Annotated in this window: 11 protein-coding genes; 3 read left to right on the top strand and 8 right to left on the bottom strand. The window is 66.3% G+C overall.

All coding sequences use genetic code 11. The features are described 5' to 3' along the window. Window positions 1-47: 47 nt before the first annotated feature. The 6 genes from rodA to KAJ83_RS06655 form a co-directional block, all read right to left on the bottom strand. Window positions 48-1,199 carry a rod shape-determining protein RodA gene (gene rodA, locus KAJ83_RS06680; RefSeq protein WP_210681246.1) on the bottom strand — a complete coding sequence of 384 codons (1,152 nt, stop codon included), beginning with the start codon at window positions 1,197-1,199 and terminating at the stop codon, window positions 48-50. Next, entirely contained in the window at window positions 1,199-3,127 is a 1,929-nt protein-coding gene (mrdA, locus tag KAJ83_RS06675) for a penicillin-binding protein 2 (RefSeq protein ID WP_210681245.1), read from the bottom strand. The genes rodA and mrdA overlap by 1 nt, the downstream gene beginning before the upstream one ends. A gap of 22 nt (window positions 3,128-3,149) precedes the next feature. After that, window positions 3,150-3,677 carry a rod shape-determining protein MreD gene (gene mreD / locus KAJ83_RS06670; RefSeq protein WP_210681244.1) on the bottom strand — a complete coding sequence of 176 codons (528 nt, stop codon included), beginning with the start codon at window positions 3,675-3,677 and terminating at the stop codon, window positions 3,150-3,152. Window positions 3,678-3,739: 62 nt separating this feature from the next. After that, a complete protein-coding gene (mreC, locus tag KAJ83_RS06665) occupies window positions 3,740-4,777 on the bottom strand; it encodes a rod shape-determining protein MreC (RefSeq protein WP_210681243.1) in 1,038 nt (345 codons plus the stop codon). Window positions 4,778-4,877: 100 nt separating this feature from the next. Further along, window positions 4,878-5,918, bottom strand: a complete 1,041-nt coding sequence (locus KAJ83_RS06660) for a rod shape-determining protein (RefSeq protein ID WP_210681242.1) — start codon at window positions 5,916-5,918, stop codon at window positions 4,878-4,880. Window positions 5,919-6,448: 530 nt separating this feature from the next. Beyond that, a complete protein-coding gene (locus KAJ83_RS06655) occupies window positions 6,449-6,970 on the bottom strand; it encodes a GNAT family N-acetyltransferase (protein ID WP_210681241.1) in 522 nt (173 codons plus the stop codon). Between the two features lie 178 nt (window positions 6,971-7,148). Here KAJ83_RS06655 and KAJ83_RS06650 point away from each other — a divergent pair, with 178 nt between their 5' ends. Next, window positions 7,149-8,564, top strand: coding sequence for a YcjX family protein (locus KAJ83_RS06650; protein ID WP_210681240.1), 1,416 nt, complete (start codon window positions 7,149-7,151; stop codon window positions 8,562-8,564). Continuing rightward, window positions 8,561-9,565: a TIGR01620 family protein gene (locus KAJ83_RS06645; RefSeq protein WP_210681239.1), complete on the top strand. Its 1,005-nt coding sequence runs from the start codon at window positions 8,561-8,563 to the stop codon at window positions 9,563-9,565. Before KAJ83_RS06650 ends, KAJ83_RS06645 begins: the two co-directional genes overlap by 4 nt. Here the strand turns inward: KAJ83_RS06645 and KAJ83_RS06640 are convergent. Continuing rightward, entirely contained in the window at window positions 9,547-10,542 is a 996-nt protein-coding gene (locus KAJ83_RS06640) for a DUF2235 domain-containing protein (RefSeq protein ID WP_210681238.1), read from the bottom strand. The genes KAJ83_RS06645 and KAJ83_RS06640 overlap by 19 nt on opposite strands. A gap of 218 nt (window positions 10,543-10,760) precedes the next feature. On the opposite strand from KAJ83_RS06640, the gene KAJ83_RS06635 reads away from it, so the two are divergent. After that, the gene (locus KAJ83_RS06635) at window positions 10,761-12,899 is read left to right on the top strand and encodes a methyl-accepting chemotaxis protein (protein WP_210681237.1); all 2,139 of its coding nucleotides are present in this window, start codon (window positions 10,761-10,763) and stop codon (window positions 12,897-12,899) included. Window positions 12,900-12,990: 91 nt separating this feature from the next. Here the strand turns inward: KAJ83_RS06635 and ilvC are convergent, their stop codons facing one another. Next, window positions 12,991-14,010 carry a ketol-acid reductoisomerase gene (gene ilvC, locus KAJ83_RS06630; RefSeq protein ID WP_210681295.1) on the bottom strand — a complete coding sequence of 340 codons (1,020 nt, stop codon included), beginning with the start codon at window positions 14,008-14,010 and terminating at the stop codon, window positions 12,991-12,993. Window positions 14,011-14,036: the final 26 nt, after the last annotated feature.

The following is a 14,036-nucleotide window of genomic DNA, read 5'->3' as shown; positions in this document are numbered from 1 at the left end:
GAAACGGAGCATATCCGGCGCGCGGTGGCGGGAAAACCGCCGGGCCGTCATCCGTGATCCGACCAGCGCCGGCCGATCCGGGTGTCGCGATGGACATAGACATTCATCAGCAGGCCGAAACCGATCATCACCGTCAGCATCGCCGTGCCGCCATAGGAGACGAGCGGCAGCGGCACGCCGACCACCGGGATCACCCCCATCACCATGGCGATATTGATGAAGACATAGAGCGAGAAGGTCGTCGTCACCCCCATGCCGACGAGACGGGCGAACTGGCTGCGCGCGCGCACGGCGATGCCAAAGCCATAGACCATGATCAGCGCATAGAGCGCCATCAGCGCGAGCCCGCCCATGAGACCGAATTCCTCCGCCAACATGGTGAAGATGAAATCCGTCTGCTTTTCCGGCAGGAAATTGAGATGGCTTTGCGTCCCCCGGATGAAGCCCTTGCCCATCATCCCGCCCGACCCCATGGCGATCTTCGACTGCAGAATATGATAGCCGCTGCCGAGCGGGTCCTTCTCCGGGTCGAGGAAGGTCAGGATACGCTTCTTCTGATAGTCATGCAGGAAGTTCCAGGCGATCGGAACGGAGCCCATGGCCGCGAGCCCGACCAGGATGAATTTCCACAAGCGCACGCCCGCCAGGAAGAACAGCACCGCGGAGCCGACCGCCAGCATCACGGCGGTTCCGAGATCGGGTTGCCGCAGGATCAGGATGACCGGCGCCGCCACCATCAGCGCCGGCGTCAGCAGATAGCCGACCCGTCCGATATCCTCGAAATTGAGCGTATGGAAATAACGCGCGAGAGCCAAGACCAGGGCGATCTTCATCACCTCGGACGGTTGGAGCTGAAAGAACTTGAGATCGATCCAACGCTGCGCGCCCATACCGATCGTCCCCGCCACCTCGACCGCGAGAAGCAGCAAGAGGGCGATCGTGTAGATCAGATAGGCGTAGCGCATCCACAGCCGGATATCGATCAGCGCCACCAGCAGCATGATCCCGACCCCCATGCCGAAACGCACCGCGTGGCGCGACGCCCAGGGGTCCCAATCGCCGTTGGCGGCGGAGAAGAGCATGGCGAGCCCGACACCCGCGCAGGCCGAAACGAGCAGCAACAGCCCCCAGTTCACCTGCCAGAATTTCTGCCCGAGCGTCAGTTCCGGCGCGCGCAGTTCCCCGTGCCTGACCCGCATCAGCCCGTTCCTTCCGTCTTCGCGTCGTCCGCCTTGACCCGGTCGCTGCCGTCATCGTCGGGCAGGTCGCCCGCGTCGGAGACCGTACGCGCCTCGATCCGCAGCACCTCCTCCAACACGTCGCGGGCGATCGGCGCGGCCGCGGTCGAGCCGCCGCCGCCATGCTCCACCACGACGGAGACCACATAACGCGGATCATGCGCCGGCGCGTAGCCGACGAAGAGGGCGTGATCACGCAGCCGCCAGGCGATATCCTCGCCGCTTCGAATGCCCGCGTCGCGCTCCGCCTTGGAGATGCGGCGAACCTGGCTGGTACCGGTCTTGCCCCCCATCTCCATCTCGGTATCGCGCAAGCGCGAGGCGCGGGCCGTGCCGCGCTCTCCATTGACCACCGCTTCCATGCCGCGCCGCACGATGTTCAGATGCCCCTTCGGAATGCCCAGATCGGGGAAGGGATCGTGGACGCGCGGTTCGACCGTGTTGCCGTCGATCCGGCGCATGGCCAAATGCGGCCGAACCGCCTTGCCGCCATTGACCATCCGGGCGGTGGAAACGGCGAGTTGCAACGGCGTGGTCAGCACATAACCCTGGCCGATACCAATCACCAGGGATTCCCCCATATGCCAGGGTTGGCCGAGGGTCGCGCGCTTCCATGCCTTGGTCGGAATCAGGCCCGGCCGCTCGCCCGCCAGATCGATACCGGTCGGGTCCCCGAAGCCGAGACGCTTGGCCATGGCGGCGATCCGGTCGACGCCGATGCGCCGCGCGACATCATAGAACCAGACGTCGCAACTCTGCGCCAACGCCTCCGTCATATCCATATGGCCGTGGCCCCAGCGCTTCCAGCAATGGAACCGCCGGTCGCCGAGTTCCATGTGCCCGGGGCAGAAGACCGAATGTTCCGGGCTGATGCCGGCCTCCATCGCCGCGAGGGCGACGGTCATCTTATAGGTCGAGCCCGGCGCGTATTGACCCGCGATCGCCTTGTTGGTGAGCGGATGATGCGGATTGTTGACGAGGTCGCGCCATTCCTCCGTCCGCAACCCCTCGCTGAAAGCGTTCGGATCATAGGACGGGGTGGAAACGAGGCCCAGCATCGCGCCGGTATGGACGTCCATGACGGTGACGGCCGCCGCCTTCTCGTCCTTTACCCGCTCACCGATGAAATCCTGAAGGCGCATGTCGAGGGTAAGCCGCACCTCGTGGCCCGGCTGACCTTCCTGCCGGCGCAATTCGCGGATGACCCGGCCGAGCGCGTTGACCTCCACCTGGCTGGTGCCGGCCGTACCGCGCAGCGCGATATCATATTCCTTCTCGACCCCGTTCTTGCCGATTCGGAAGCCGGGCAGTTCCAGCAACGGGTCGTCGCTGTTCTGCAATTCCTTCTCCGAGACCGCGGCCACATAACCGATGACATGCGCCATGTTCCGGCCATAGGGATAATGGCGGGTCTGCCCGACATCGATATTGACGCCCGGTAGCTCCGGCGTGTTGACGCCGAGCCGGCTAACCTCCTCCCAGGACAGGTTCTCGCGCACCGTGATCGGCACGAAGGCACGCCGGCGCGAGGTTTCCCGTAGCACGCGCTTCACGTCATGTTCGCTGAGATCGATCAGATGCGAGAGCTTGAGCAGCGTCGCCTCGACCCCGTCGGCGTTGTTCGCCTGTTCCGGCACGAGGACGAGCCTATAATTCTGGATATTGATCGCCAGATAGTCGCCGTTGCGGTCCGTGATGAACCCGCGCGGTGGCGGCAGGAGGCGGAAATTGACCCGATTCTCCTCGGCCAGGACCTTATAGCGTTCGCTCTCGACCACCTGCAGATAATAGAGCCGAGTGCCAAGCCCACCCAGCAACAGGATCTTCCCCCCGAGCAGCAGCGCCGCCCGGCGGTTGAAGAGCTTGGAGCGAGTCTTTTCCGGCTTCATGACGGATGTCCCTCCCCCGCGCTCAATGGTCCGGAAGCGGCAGGACCCGATGCGCCGCGATGAAGATCGTCGCGACCGCCGGATAAATCACCGCCGTCAACATTAGCGAGAACAGGGCCGGACGCGGATCGATCGGCCCGCCACTGACCAACAGGGACATGATCAGCCATTCCAGTGTCAGAATACCGGCGGCGACCAGCATGAAGCCCCACCACACGACCCCGAAGCTCTTGGCATGGAAGAACCGCCGTTGCGAGACGACCAGCCCATAGGCGATCAGAAAGGTGAAGGCATGCACGCCGATCGGCGAACCACCCAGCAGATCGAGCCCGAGCCCAAGCGCGAAGATCGCCGCCGCCGGCAGCAGGTCCGGCCGATGGATGCCCCAATAATAGACGCTCATCAGGACCAGGGCCGGCGCGATATGGCTCCAGCCGGGGATCTTCGTCGGCATGACGGAAAGCAGGATCAGGGCAAGCGTGATCAGCACGGGCATCAATGACCGCGCGAAATTGTCGAGCTTGGTCCAGGGTCCTTGCTTCACCAACATTGGTATCGGGCCTCAAACGGCGACACGAACACGCGACGGCCGATGGCCGGCCGCATTCGCGATCACTCGGCGACGGGTGGCGGTGGTGCCGTCGCCGACGTCACCGGCGACGGCATCACCGGTGGGGAGGACGCCGCCGCCCCCGTCCCGGTCGGCACGCCGGCAGTGCCCGGCGCACTTCCCGCCGCCTCTATTTCCTCGGGCTCCTGCGCCTCGGGCAGGCCCGTCAGGGTCTTCGGCTCGCGGGCCATGCGTTCCTCGTCCAGGATGCCGCCCAAGCCGAAATCCATCAACTCGACGAACTCCAACCGATCCGGGTCCGCGAACGGAATGACGCGCACGCCGGCATCACCGACCGCGCTGACCCGCCCGACCGGGACACCCGGCGGGAAAGCCCCGCCATGACCGGAGGTCACCACCCGCTGCCCCGCCTCCAGATCCGAGTTGGCCGAGAGATAGATCAGGCGCGGTTGGCTGGTATTATCGCCCGCCAGGATGGCGCGAACCCGCGTTTCCTCGATCACCACCGGAATCCGGCTGTTGAGATCGGTGATCAGCAAAACCCGGGACGAGCGTTCCCCCACCTCGGCGACGCGGCCGAGCAGCCCCTCGCCGGAGACCGCCGCCTGCCCCTTCGCGACCCCGCGCTCGCCGCCGACATTGATCAAGAGGGCACGAACGAAGGAGCCGCCAAAGCCGATCACCCGCCCGGTGATGTAGCGCTGCGCGTCGGCCCGACGGAAATTCAGCAGCTGGCGCAGTTGCTCGTTTTCATGTTCGAGCCGGCGGGCGACCGCCTCCCACTGCAGAAGCCGCTCGTTGGCGAGTTGCAGCCGCTCATTCTCCGCGCGAATACGCAGAAGATCGCGCCCTTCCTCGACCAGTGTCTCCGCCGTCGTGGCCGGCCGGGAGATCACATCCATCAGGGGAGCCGTCACGTCGGTGACGGCGGTTCGCGCGCGCTCGAAGATTTGCGGGTCGGTCTTGCCCCAAAGCATCAACCCCACCGCCCCCAAAAGAAGCAGAAGAAACGCCGAGCGCTGCGCCAAGGAGCGCAACGGCTGAGCTAGTCTGAGCGCGGTTCCCGACCTTTCGTTCACTGCCGTTCAGAGACCCTGAGCGGGCCCTCCCCAATGCCCGTTGACGACCCGTCACCACCCTGTCGCCAAACACAAGATGTGGTGAGCAATATCCGTGCCGTCAGTACATGCTGATCAAAACATTCTTCAGCGTCCGCATCTCCTCCAAGCACCGCCCGGTGCCGAGGGCGACGCAGGAGAGCGCGTCATCGGCGATCGAGACCGGCAAGCCGGTATTGTGCCGCAGAACGTAATCCAGATTGCGCAACATGCCGCCACCACCGGTCAGGACGATACCCTTGTCGACAATATCCGCCGCCAGTTCGGGCGGCGTCTGTTCCAGCGCGACCTTGACCGCCTCGATGATCGCGCCGACGGGCTCCGCCAGGCTCTCGGCGATCTGACGCTCGGTGATGACCAGTTCCTTCGGCACGCCGTTCATCAGGTCGCGGCCCTTGATTTCCATCGACATGCCGTCGCCCTCGTCCGGCGGACAGGCGGAGCCGATCTGCTTCTTGATCCGTTCGGCCGACCCCTCGCCGACCAGCAGGTTATGATTCCGGCGGATGTAGGCGATGATCGCCTCGTCCATCTTGTCGCCACCGACGCGGACCGAGCGCGAATAGACGATGCCGCCGAGCGAGAGCACCGCGACCTCTGTCGTGCCGCCGCCGATATCGACGACCATGGAACCCGTCGGCTCCGTCACCGGAAGCTGCGCGCCGATCGCGGCGGCCATCGGCTCCTCGATCAGGAAAACCCGGCGCGCGCCCGCGCTTTCCGCCGATTCCTGAATCGCGCGCCGCTCCACCGCGGTGGAGCCGGAGGGAACACAGACGATGACCTGAGGACTGGCGAAGCTGCGCCGGTTATGCACCTTGCGGATGAAGTGCTTGATCATTTCCTCCGCCACCTCGAAATCGGCGATGACGCCGTCCCGCAACGGGCGAATGGCCTGGATGTTGCCGGGCGTGCGGCCGAGCATCATCTTCGCCTCGTCGCCGACCGCGAGCACCTGCTTCTTGCCCTTGACCTCGACGATCGCGACGACGGAGGGCTCGTTCAGCACGATCCCCCGCCCCTTGACGTAGACGAGCGTGTTCGCCGTCCCGAGATCGATGGCCATGTCAGCGGAGAGAAAACCGAGAAGACGCGAAAACATGGTTGGCGTTCAGCCTCCGAAATCACTGGTCATGGTACCGCTGCCGGCCCGCCGCCCACCACGCGCCCGATGACGCGTCAGACCGCACCCCGACACCCCGAACGCCCCTATCGGTCCGCGTGAGGCGCGCCCCACGCGCGGCCGTCGAAGCCCCCTCGCCACGCATGGTCCGGACACGAAGCCGGCCCAGCGCGACCACCGTCCCGGGATCGGACCGGCGCTATCACGTTGGCCGGGTCGGCTCCGGCGATCCGCTCACGCATGCGGACGAATTCCCCCACTCAAGACCCGGCGCGCCAGCCCGCTTGTCGCGAGTCCGGTCGCCAAAGGCAAGCCCCCTCGCCAACCAACCGAACGATTTTGTCCGGAAATTATTGACGAAGACTTAACCGCGAAGAATTTCCCGGCGGCGCCTCGAAGTATTGCATCGGAAATTTGGCCAATCCGTGGCGCGTCGCGACGCGGTAACCGGGGAAACGCTCGCACTCTTGGATTTACGCCGATTCAATCCTTCGGGCAATCGTTTTCTCCTATAGATTTCCACGGATTTGGCGGCTTCCGGGCCCGTCCGGCAACACGCCGCCCAAGTCTCCGCGCAACGACCGAACGAGCACCGGCAGGTATCGCGCGGCATCCGCCTCGGACGGTGCCCAAGCACCCGTCCGCCGGGCGCCGCATCGCTCATAGAAAGGGACGGCTCCCGGATCGGCCTCGATGCGGAGCGCCGCGCGGCCCGCCCGGCGCGCCTCCGTCTCCAACCAGGTAAAAAGCGCGCGGCCGATCCCCCGCCCCATCGCCGACGGTTCGACAAAAAGAAGAAGCACCTCGGCCGGATCGTCTTTACTGTCGATCATTGCGAAACCGGCCGGATACCCGTCGATTTCCGCGACCCGATTCGGGAAGACGCGGATCATGGCCGTGCTCACGCGCAGTGCGGGGAGGCACTTTTCCAGGAATGCGGCGTCATAGCCCCAATACGCCTTGGAGCGCATCACGAGCGCGCTCAAGCGGTCGGCCTCTCCAGGTCGCGCGGATCGAAGGATCGGGATCATCCCCCGATCCTAGCCCGTCCGCGAACGGTTCGCCACGACCCCGCGGGCCTTCGCCATTGCAGGAGCCGCCACGTCCCCTATATCCGACTGTATCTTCATCCTCCGGCAAGGTGAGGGCCCCAAGGGGCCGCCATGCTTCCTCGCCCAAAGACCGACAAAACCCTGCGGCGGACTATTCGTGACCGGATTCCTCGACAATCTCTCCGATATCGGGCGCGGCTTGGTCGAGCACAGGGTTCGGCTCGGCATCACCGGCCTCAGCCGCTCCGGCAAGACGGTGCTGTTGACCGCGCTGGTCCAGGCGCTGTTGCATCCGGAACGGCTGCACGGCCTCGCCGCCGTGCGAGAGGGACGCTACCGCGCGGCGCTGCTGCGCCCGCAGCCGAGCCAGACCCTGCCCCGCTTCCCCTTCGAGGAGAACGTCGCGCGGCTGACCGGCACCGCCCCGGACGCCGGGGGCCACCCGACCTGGCCGGAGAGCACGAACCGGCAGGCCGAATTGCGGCTCTCCATCCGCTATCGCCCACCGGGCCTGCTGGGCAAGCTGGGGGACGAGATCCTGCATCTCGATCTGTTCGACTATCCCGGCGAATGGTTGCTCGACCTCATCCTCCTCGACCATGATTTCGAGAGCTGGTCGGCCGCCATGATGGAGGAGATCGCCGCCTCCGACCTGCCGGAGAGCAAGGCTCTGCGCGCGCGGATCGACGCCGTCGATCCGGATACGCCCACCCCCGGGGCGGAAGCGACCGCGATGGAACTCGCCCCCCTGTTCCGCGCCCACATGCACGCACGCCAGGAGGCGGCGGGCCGGGCGCTCGCCCTGCACCCGGGGCGCTTCCTGCTGCCCGGGGAATTGGAGGGCTCGCCGATCCTGACCTTCGCGCCACTTCCCCCGCCCGGCGGGGACACCGCGCCGCGCCGCCGACGGGGCGGGACGGGGGAGAGCCCGCGCGCCTTGATGCGCGCACGCTTCGACGCCTACCGGCAGGAGGTGGTGCGCCCCTTTCACCGCCGGCATTTCGCGCGCCTCGACCGGCAATTGGTGCTGATCGACGCACTGGAGGGGCTGGCGCGCGGGGGCGAGGCGACGGCGCGCCTGGACCGCGAGCTGGAGGCGCTGCAACGGGCCCTCCGACTCGGGCGCGGTTGGCTGCCGCGTGCCCTGCGCCCCTCCATCGACCGAATTCTCTTCGCCTGCAGCAAGGCCGATCACCTGCCCAGTGACCAGCATCCCGCGCTTGAGGACCTGGTGCGCCGCAGCCTGTCGAAGAGCTTGCGGCACGCCCGCTTCGGCGGCGCCGAGACGGAGGTGCTGAGCCTCGCCGGCCTGCGCGCGACGCGCGAGGTCGCGGCCGACGGCCGGACGGCGCGCCGCTATCTCGCCGGCCGCCCGATGGACGGCACGGAGGAAGTCGCCCACTATCCGGGGCGAATCGGCGGTGGCGAGGACGATGCGCACCGCGCCGGAGCCGAACGAAGCTTCGCCCCCCTCGCCTTTCAGCCGCCCGGGGGGCTCGACGCCGGGGCCGCCTGGCCGCACCTGCGCCTCGATCGGGCGTTGGAGTTCCTAATCGGTGAGGATCTGCGATGACGCGCGCGAACAAGGATGCGCCGGAAACCCGCTCCCTCGACGGATTGCATGTCGCGACGGCCCAGGAAAATCTCGCGGAAAGCGTCGCCCCGGCATCTATCCAAGACCGTGCCGCCCTGTCGGAGGTGGAACGCGGCGGACGGCGCGGATGGGTGGGGCGGCTCGCGCTGGCCGGACTGGGGCTGTTGGTGGCGACGGGCCTCGGCGCGCTTGGCGAGGCGCTGGTACGCGAGGTGCTGGCGCTTGGGCCGTGGTATCATTGGGCGGCGCTCGGCGGGCTCGGCCTGACGCTCGCGGCGCTGCTGCTTTGGCTTGGCCATGAATGGCGCGGCGTACGCCGATTGACTCGGCTGGCGACCCTGCAAGGGACCGCCCGCGCGGGGCTCGCCGGGGACCCGCCGGCGGCCGAGGCGGCGCTCGACCGGCTGGAACGGCTCTACGCCCCCATGCCCGCCCGCGAATGGGCCCTGGCCACCTATCGCGAGCGGGTCGCCCGGCTGCCCGACCCCATCGATCGCCTGCCCGTCTTCGAGGAGGTGGTGCTGGACGAGATCGACCGGCGCGCGGCCGCCGCCGTCTCGCGTGCCGTGCGGCGCGTGGCGGCGGGCACGGCGGTCAGTCCGTTCGCGGGGCTGGACATGGCGGTGACGCTGGTGCTCGACCTCCGGCTCGCGGCGGAGATCGCGCGACTCTATGGCGGGCGGCCAGGATCGCTCGCGACCTTGAAGCTGCTGCGTCGCGCTTTCTTCGCCATGTTGTCCGCCGGCGCGATCGAGGCGGCGGACGACGCGCTGGGCGATATGCTGGGCGTCGGCATCGCGGGCCGCCTGTCGGGCAAGGCGGGGGCAGCCCTCGCCAACGGCTTCCTGACCGCGCGCCTCGGCCTCGCCGCGATCGACGCCTGCCGCCCCATGCCCTGGCACGCCCGGCCGCGTCCCCGCGCCCGGACCCTGGCCGCCGGCGCCCTGAAACGGGATACGGATCAGGGATCGGAGACGTAAACCAGCGCAGAATCGACCGGAAGATTGGGGGGATCGTAACCCGATCCTGGTGTGTTGCGCCGAACCCGTACGGAATCATGCACACGCGCGCCGTCAGGGATCGACCGAGACGCCTCACCCCCCAATAGCCGCCAATACCATTTGAAGGACTCGTGTTGCTGGCCTTCCGCATCGGCGCGCCCATCGACTTCGGCGAGGAACACCTCCCCCACGATCAGACCCGCCTTGCGCGCATGTTTCAGCATCCAGCGAAGCGTGACAGCCGACAGGCCACGTTCCCGATACCAACCGCCGACATCGGAATGCACACCAGCGAACCAGACCTGATCGACACGCCGGCCCAATTGATCGTCCGGAATATCCCATAGGTTCGGCAGGAATTTCGCCCGCCGCTCATCGAGCGAAACAGCATGAACACCGCACCCGATTTCCGGATGCAATGTCCGGTCCTGGAAAAACTTCATCCTGAAGAGGAATCCCATCGAGGCGACGGTATCGAAGACCCCAACGAAATGAATGTCGCATTTCCGGGTCGCGATCCGCCGGAAAACCTCCACCTCGTCCTTGCCCGCCTTCCGGAAGTAAAGATTGGCGGCCGGCTCGACCAATTGGAAATTTCCCGGTTTCAGCAACCCGATCTTCTTCACCATGCCGGCGAAGACACGCGCGGTATAGGCACCCCGACTGAAGCCGAGGAGATAAACCCTGTCCCCCTCCTCGTAGCTGTCCATCAAGAAGCTGTAGGCTTGGCGGGCGTTCTCGCGCACGCCCTTCCCCATCGCCTTCCGGAACGTCTTCACCATTGTATCGATCCACGGATGGCGCGCCCCGGACGCTGTACCGACCCCCGTATCGTAATAGACGATCTGACGCTCGGATTGCTCCAATCCCCGGAACAGGTCGACGATGTTGGTGCGTTCCGCATCGCCGATCCGGTTTCCGGTACCGTCGAACAGCATGACGATATTCTTGCCCATGGTCGCCTCTCACCCCATCAGAAAATCAATTATTAAGATTAAACTGATTCGATCACCCTTTATAAGGAGAGAAGCACGTGATGCCATCGCGTCGTGCCGCCATCGGACCGCAACAAAATTTTAATGCCAACATTGGGGTACGGGTCACGATCCGGTAACGGGCCCGGCCGATATCTCCCCTTCCCGCCTAAGGAATATTTGGGAAGAAAGGACGTATCGTGACCCTCTGGCGCCGTTTGCCGCTGACCCTGAAAATCGTATTGCCCGTCCTTCTAGCGCTCGCCCTCGGGCTCGCCGCCGCCGGCTATGCCGTCGCCGAACGCAATGGTGGTGTCGTGCGTGAATTGGCGCTTGAGAAGGGGGACGAGATATCCCAGCGCGCGGCCGCCATGGTGCGCGGGCGCCTCGACGGTGTGAAGCGGGTGGTCGAGGCGCTGCGCGGCGCGATCCAGGGCGCGACGATCGAGAGCGCCAGCGGCGCGCCGCCCGACCGGCAGGTGGTGATCAACATCCTGAAAGGGGCGCTGGCGGCCAATCCCGACCTGCTGGGCGTTTCCACCGCCTGGGAACCGAATGCCTTCGACGGCCGCGATTCCTGGTTCACCGGCGCGGACGCCCACGACGACACCGGACGTTTCATTCCCTATGTCGCCTATTCCGGCGGCGAAATCGTCGTGGAACCGCTGGTCGACTACGACACGCCGGGCCCCGGCGACTACTATCAACTCGTGAAGCGGAGCGGCGAGGCGCGTTTGCTCGAACCCTATTTCTATCCGATCGACGGGGTCGAGCATCTGATCACCACGATCTCCGTCCCGATCAGGCGCGAGGGCGCGTTCGTCGGCATCGTGACGGCCGATATCAGCCTTGATTCCCTGAACGCACGGATGCGCGACATCCAGCCCTATGAAAGTGGCCACGCCGCGATCATCTCCAACGCCGGGACCTGGGTGACGGACTCGGAAGGAGCGGAGGTCGGAGCCCGGATCGACGCGACCGATCCGCGCCTCGCCGATATCCTGCCCGATATTCAAGCTGGCCGGCCGGCCAGCGTGGAAACCCGTTCAGAGCGGCTCGACACCATCCTGCACAAGCTGTTCGAGCCGATCGCGGTGGCGGGAATAGCCGATAACTGGAGCCTGATGGTCGCCTTGCCGGAGGACAGGATGCTGGCCCCCGTGGTGCGCACGACCGAAACGGTGGTGATCGTCTTCGCGGCGCTGGTGCTCGGCCTCGGTCTCTGGCTCTTCCTGGCGCTGCGGGCGCTCGCCGCCAAGCCGGTGACACGACTCGCCGGCGCCATCGACGCGCTCGCCGGCGACAAGCTGGAGACCGAGATCCCCTACGCCAAGCGCGGCGACGAACTGGGCAGGATGGCCCGCGCGGTCGAGACCTTCCGCAAGGGGCTGATCGACAACAAGCGACTGCGGGAGGACCAGCAATCCGCCGAGGCCGAGCGCCTTCGCCTCGAACGCGAGGCGGAGGAGGAGGCCGCGCGCGCCCGCCAAGCGGCGCTGGAGCGGATCGCGGAGGAATTGGAACGCACCGTGGGCGAAGTGGTCGCGGCCGTTTCGGAATCGGCCACGGCATTGCAGGAATCGTCCGGCCGCATGGCGAACGCCGCGCGCGAAGCGGAGGACCAAACCCAATCGGCTACCGCCGCGGTCGGCGACGCCTCCGACAACGTGACCGTCGTGGCCGGCGCGTCGCAGGAACTCTCCAGTTCGATCCGTGAGATCAGTCAGCAGGTCGGCGAAGCCTCCCGCATCTCCCGCGAGGCGGTCGACAATGTGGACAGGACCGGCGCCACCGTCGGCGACCTCGCCAAATCGGCGGAGCGGATCGGCAGCGTCATCGACCTGATCACCGATATCGCGGAACAGACAAACCTGCTCGCCCTCAACGCCACGATCGAGGCCGCGCGCGCGGGCGACGCCGGCAAGGGCTTCGCCGTCGTGGCGCAGGAGGTCAAATCGCTGGCCGAGCAGACATCGAAGGCGACCGACCGCATCGCCGGACAGATCCGGGAGATGCAGACCGGCGCGCGCGGCGCCGACGAGGCGATGACCAGCGTCAAGCGGACGATCGACCAGATCGACGATATCGCGGGCGCGATCGCGGCGGCCGTGGAGCAGCAGAGCGCGGCGACCGAGGAAATCTCCGCCAACGCGGCCCGGGCGGCGGAAGGGGCCGGCACCGCGCGCGAGGGGATCGAGCGCATGCGACGAACCTCCGGCGAGGTCGGCCAAAGCGCCGGCGAGGTGAAGGAGGCCTCCGACGGTCTGGCCGCCCAGTCCGACCGCCTGCGCGATCAGGTTCGCGACTTCGTCGCCCGCATCCGGGAAAGCCACCAATAAAACTTATCAATAAGCAAGAAAGGGGCGCTCCCCCGCGGGAGCGCCCCTTTCCCATTCCCGCCCGAAGGAAGGATGGTCGAACCCATGGGGCTCAGTTCTTGTCCTTGTCGACCAGCTTGTTCTCGCCGATCCAAGGCATCATGGCGCGCAGCTTCTCGCCGACTTCCTCGATCGGATGGGCGGCGTTGCGGCGGCGGGTCGCCTTGAAGCTGGTCTGGTTGACCTTGTTCTCCAGCATCCAATCGCGGGTGAAGCGGCCGGACTGGATATCCTCCAGCACGCGGCGCATCTCCTGCTTGGTCTCGTCGGTGATGATGCGCGGGCCGGTCTTGTACTCGCCATACTCGGCCGTGTTGGAGATCGAGTAGTTCATGTTGGCGATGCCGCCCTCGTAGATCAGATCCACGATCAGCTTCACCTCGTGCAGACACTCGAAATAGGCCATCTCCGGGGCGTAGCCGGCCTCGACCAGCGTCTCGAAACCGCCACGGATCAGTTCCACCAGACCGCCGCACAGCACGACCTGCTCGCCGAACAGGTCGGTCTCGACCTCCTCCTGGAAGCTGGTCTCGATCACGCCGGCGCGCCCGCCGCCATTGGCGCAGGCATAGGACAGCGCGATGTCGTGCGCATTGCCCGACGGGTCCTGGCTGATCGCGATCAGGGTCGGCACGCCGCCGCCGCGCAGATACTCGCTACGCACGGTGTGGCCCGGGCCCTTCGGCGCGACCATGAAGACGTCGAGGTCGGCGCGCGGCTCGATCAGGTTGAAGTGGATGTTGAGGCCGTGGGCGAAGGCGATCGCGGCGCCTTCCTGCATGTTGGCATGCAGTTCGTCCTTGTAGATATCGCCCTGCAGTTCGTCCGGCGTCAGCATCATGACGACGTCCGCCCACTTCGCGCCCTCGGTCGGGGTCATGCAGGTAAAGCCGGCACCCTCCACCTTCTTGCGGGTAGCCGAGCCCTCGCGCAGCGCGACGCGCACATCCTTGACGCCGCTGTCGCGCAGGTTGGCCGCGTGGGCGTGACCCTGGCTGCCATAGCCGACGATCAGCACCTTCTTCGACTTGATCAGATTGACGTCCGCGTCGCGGTCGTAATAGACGCGCATGATCTGGCGCTCCCCTTCGATTTTCA

The sequence above is a fragment of the Marivibrio halodurans genome (assembly GCF_017963645.1).
GTDB classification, from domain to species: Bacteria; Pseudomonadota; Alphaproteobacteria; order UBA8366; family Aestuariispiraceae; genus Marivibrio; species Marivibrio halodurans.
The sequence above is the reverse complement of the archived record's forward strand: the minus strand, read 5'-3'. Positions and strand labels throughout refer to the sequence as shown.

Excerpts from the sequence above, each read along its gene's own strand:
- mrdA (WP_210681245.1), bottom strand. The coding sequence starts at position 3,127 with ATGAAGCCGGAAAAGACTCGCTCCAAGCTCTTCAACCGCCGGGCGGCG.
- rodA (WP_210681246.1), bottom strand. The coding sequence starts at position 1,199 with ATGCGGGTCAGGCACGGGGAACTGCGCGCGCCGGAACTGACGCTCGGG.
- KAJ83_RS06660 (WP_210681242.1), bottom strand. The coding sequence starts at position 5,918 with ATGTTTTCGCGTCTTCTCGGTTTTCTCTCCGCTGACATGGCCATCGAT.
- KAJ83_RS06655 (WP_210681241.1), bottom strand. The coding sequence starts at position 6,970 with ATGATCCCGATCCTTCGATCCGCGCGACCTGGAGAGGCCGACCGCTTG.
- KAJ83_RS06645 (WP_210681239.1), top strand. The coding sequence starts at position 8,561 with ATGACGCGCGCGAACAAGGATGCGCCGGAAACCCGCTCCCTCGACGGA.
- ilvC (WP_210681295.1), bottom strand. The coding sequence starts at position 14,010 with ATGCGCGTCTATTACGACCGCGACGCGGACGTCAATCTGATCAAGTCG.
- KAJ83_RS06640 (WP_210681238.1), bottom strand. The coding sequence starts at position 10,542 with ATGGGCAAGAATATCGTCATGCTGTTCGACGGTACCGGAAACCGGATC.
- mreD (WP_210681244.1), bottom strand. The coding sequence starts at position 3,677 with ATGTTGGTGAAGCAAGGACCCTGGACCAAGCTCGACAATTTCGCGCGG.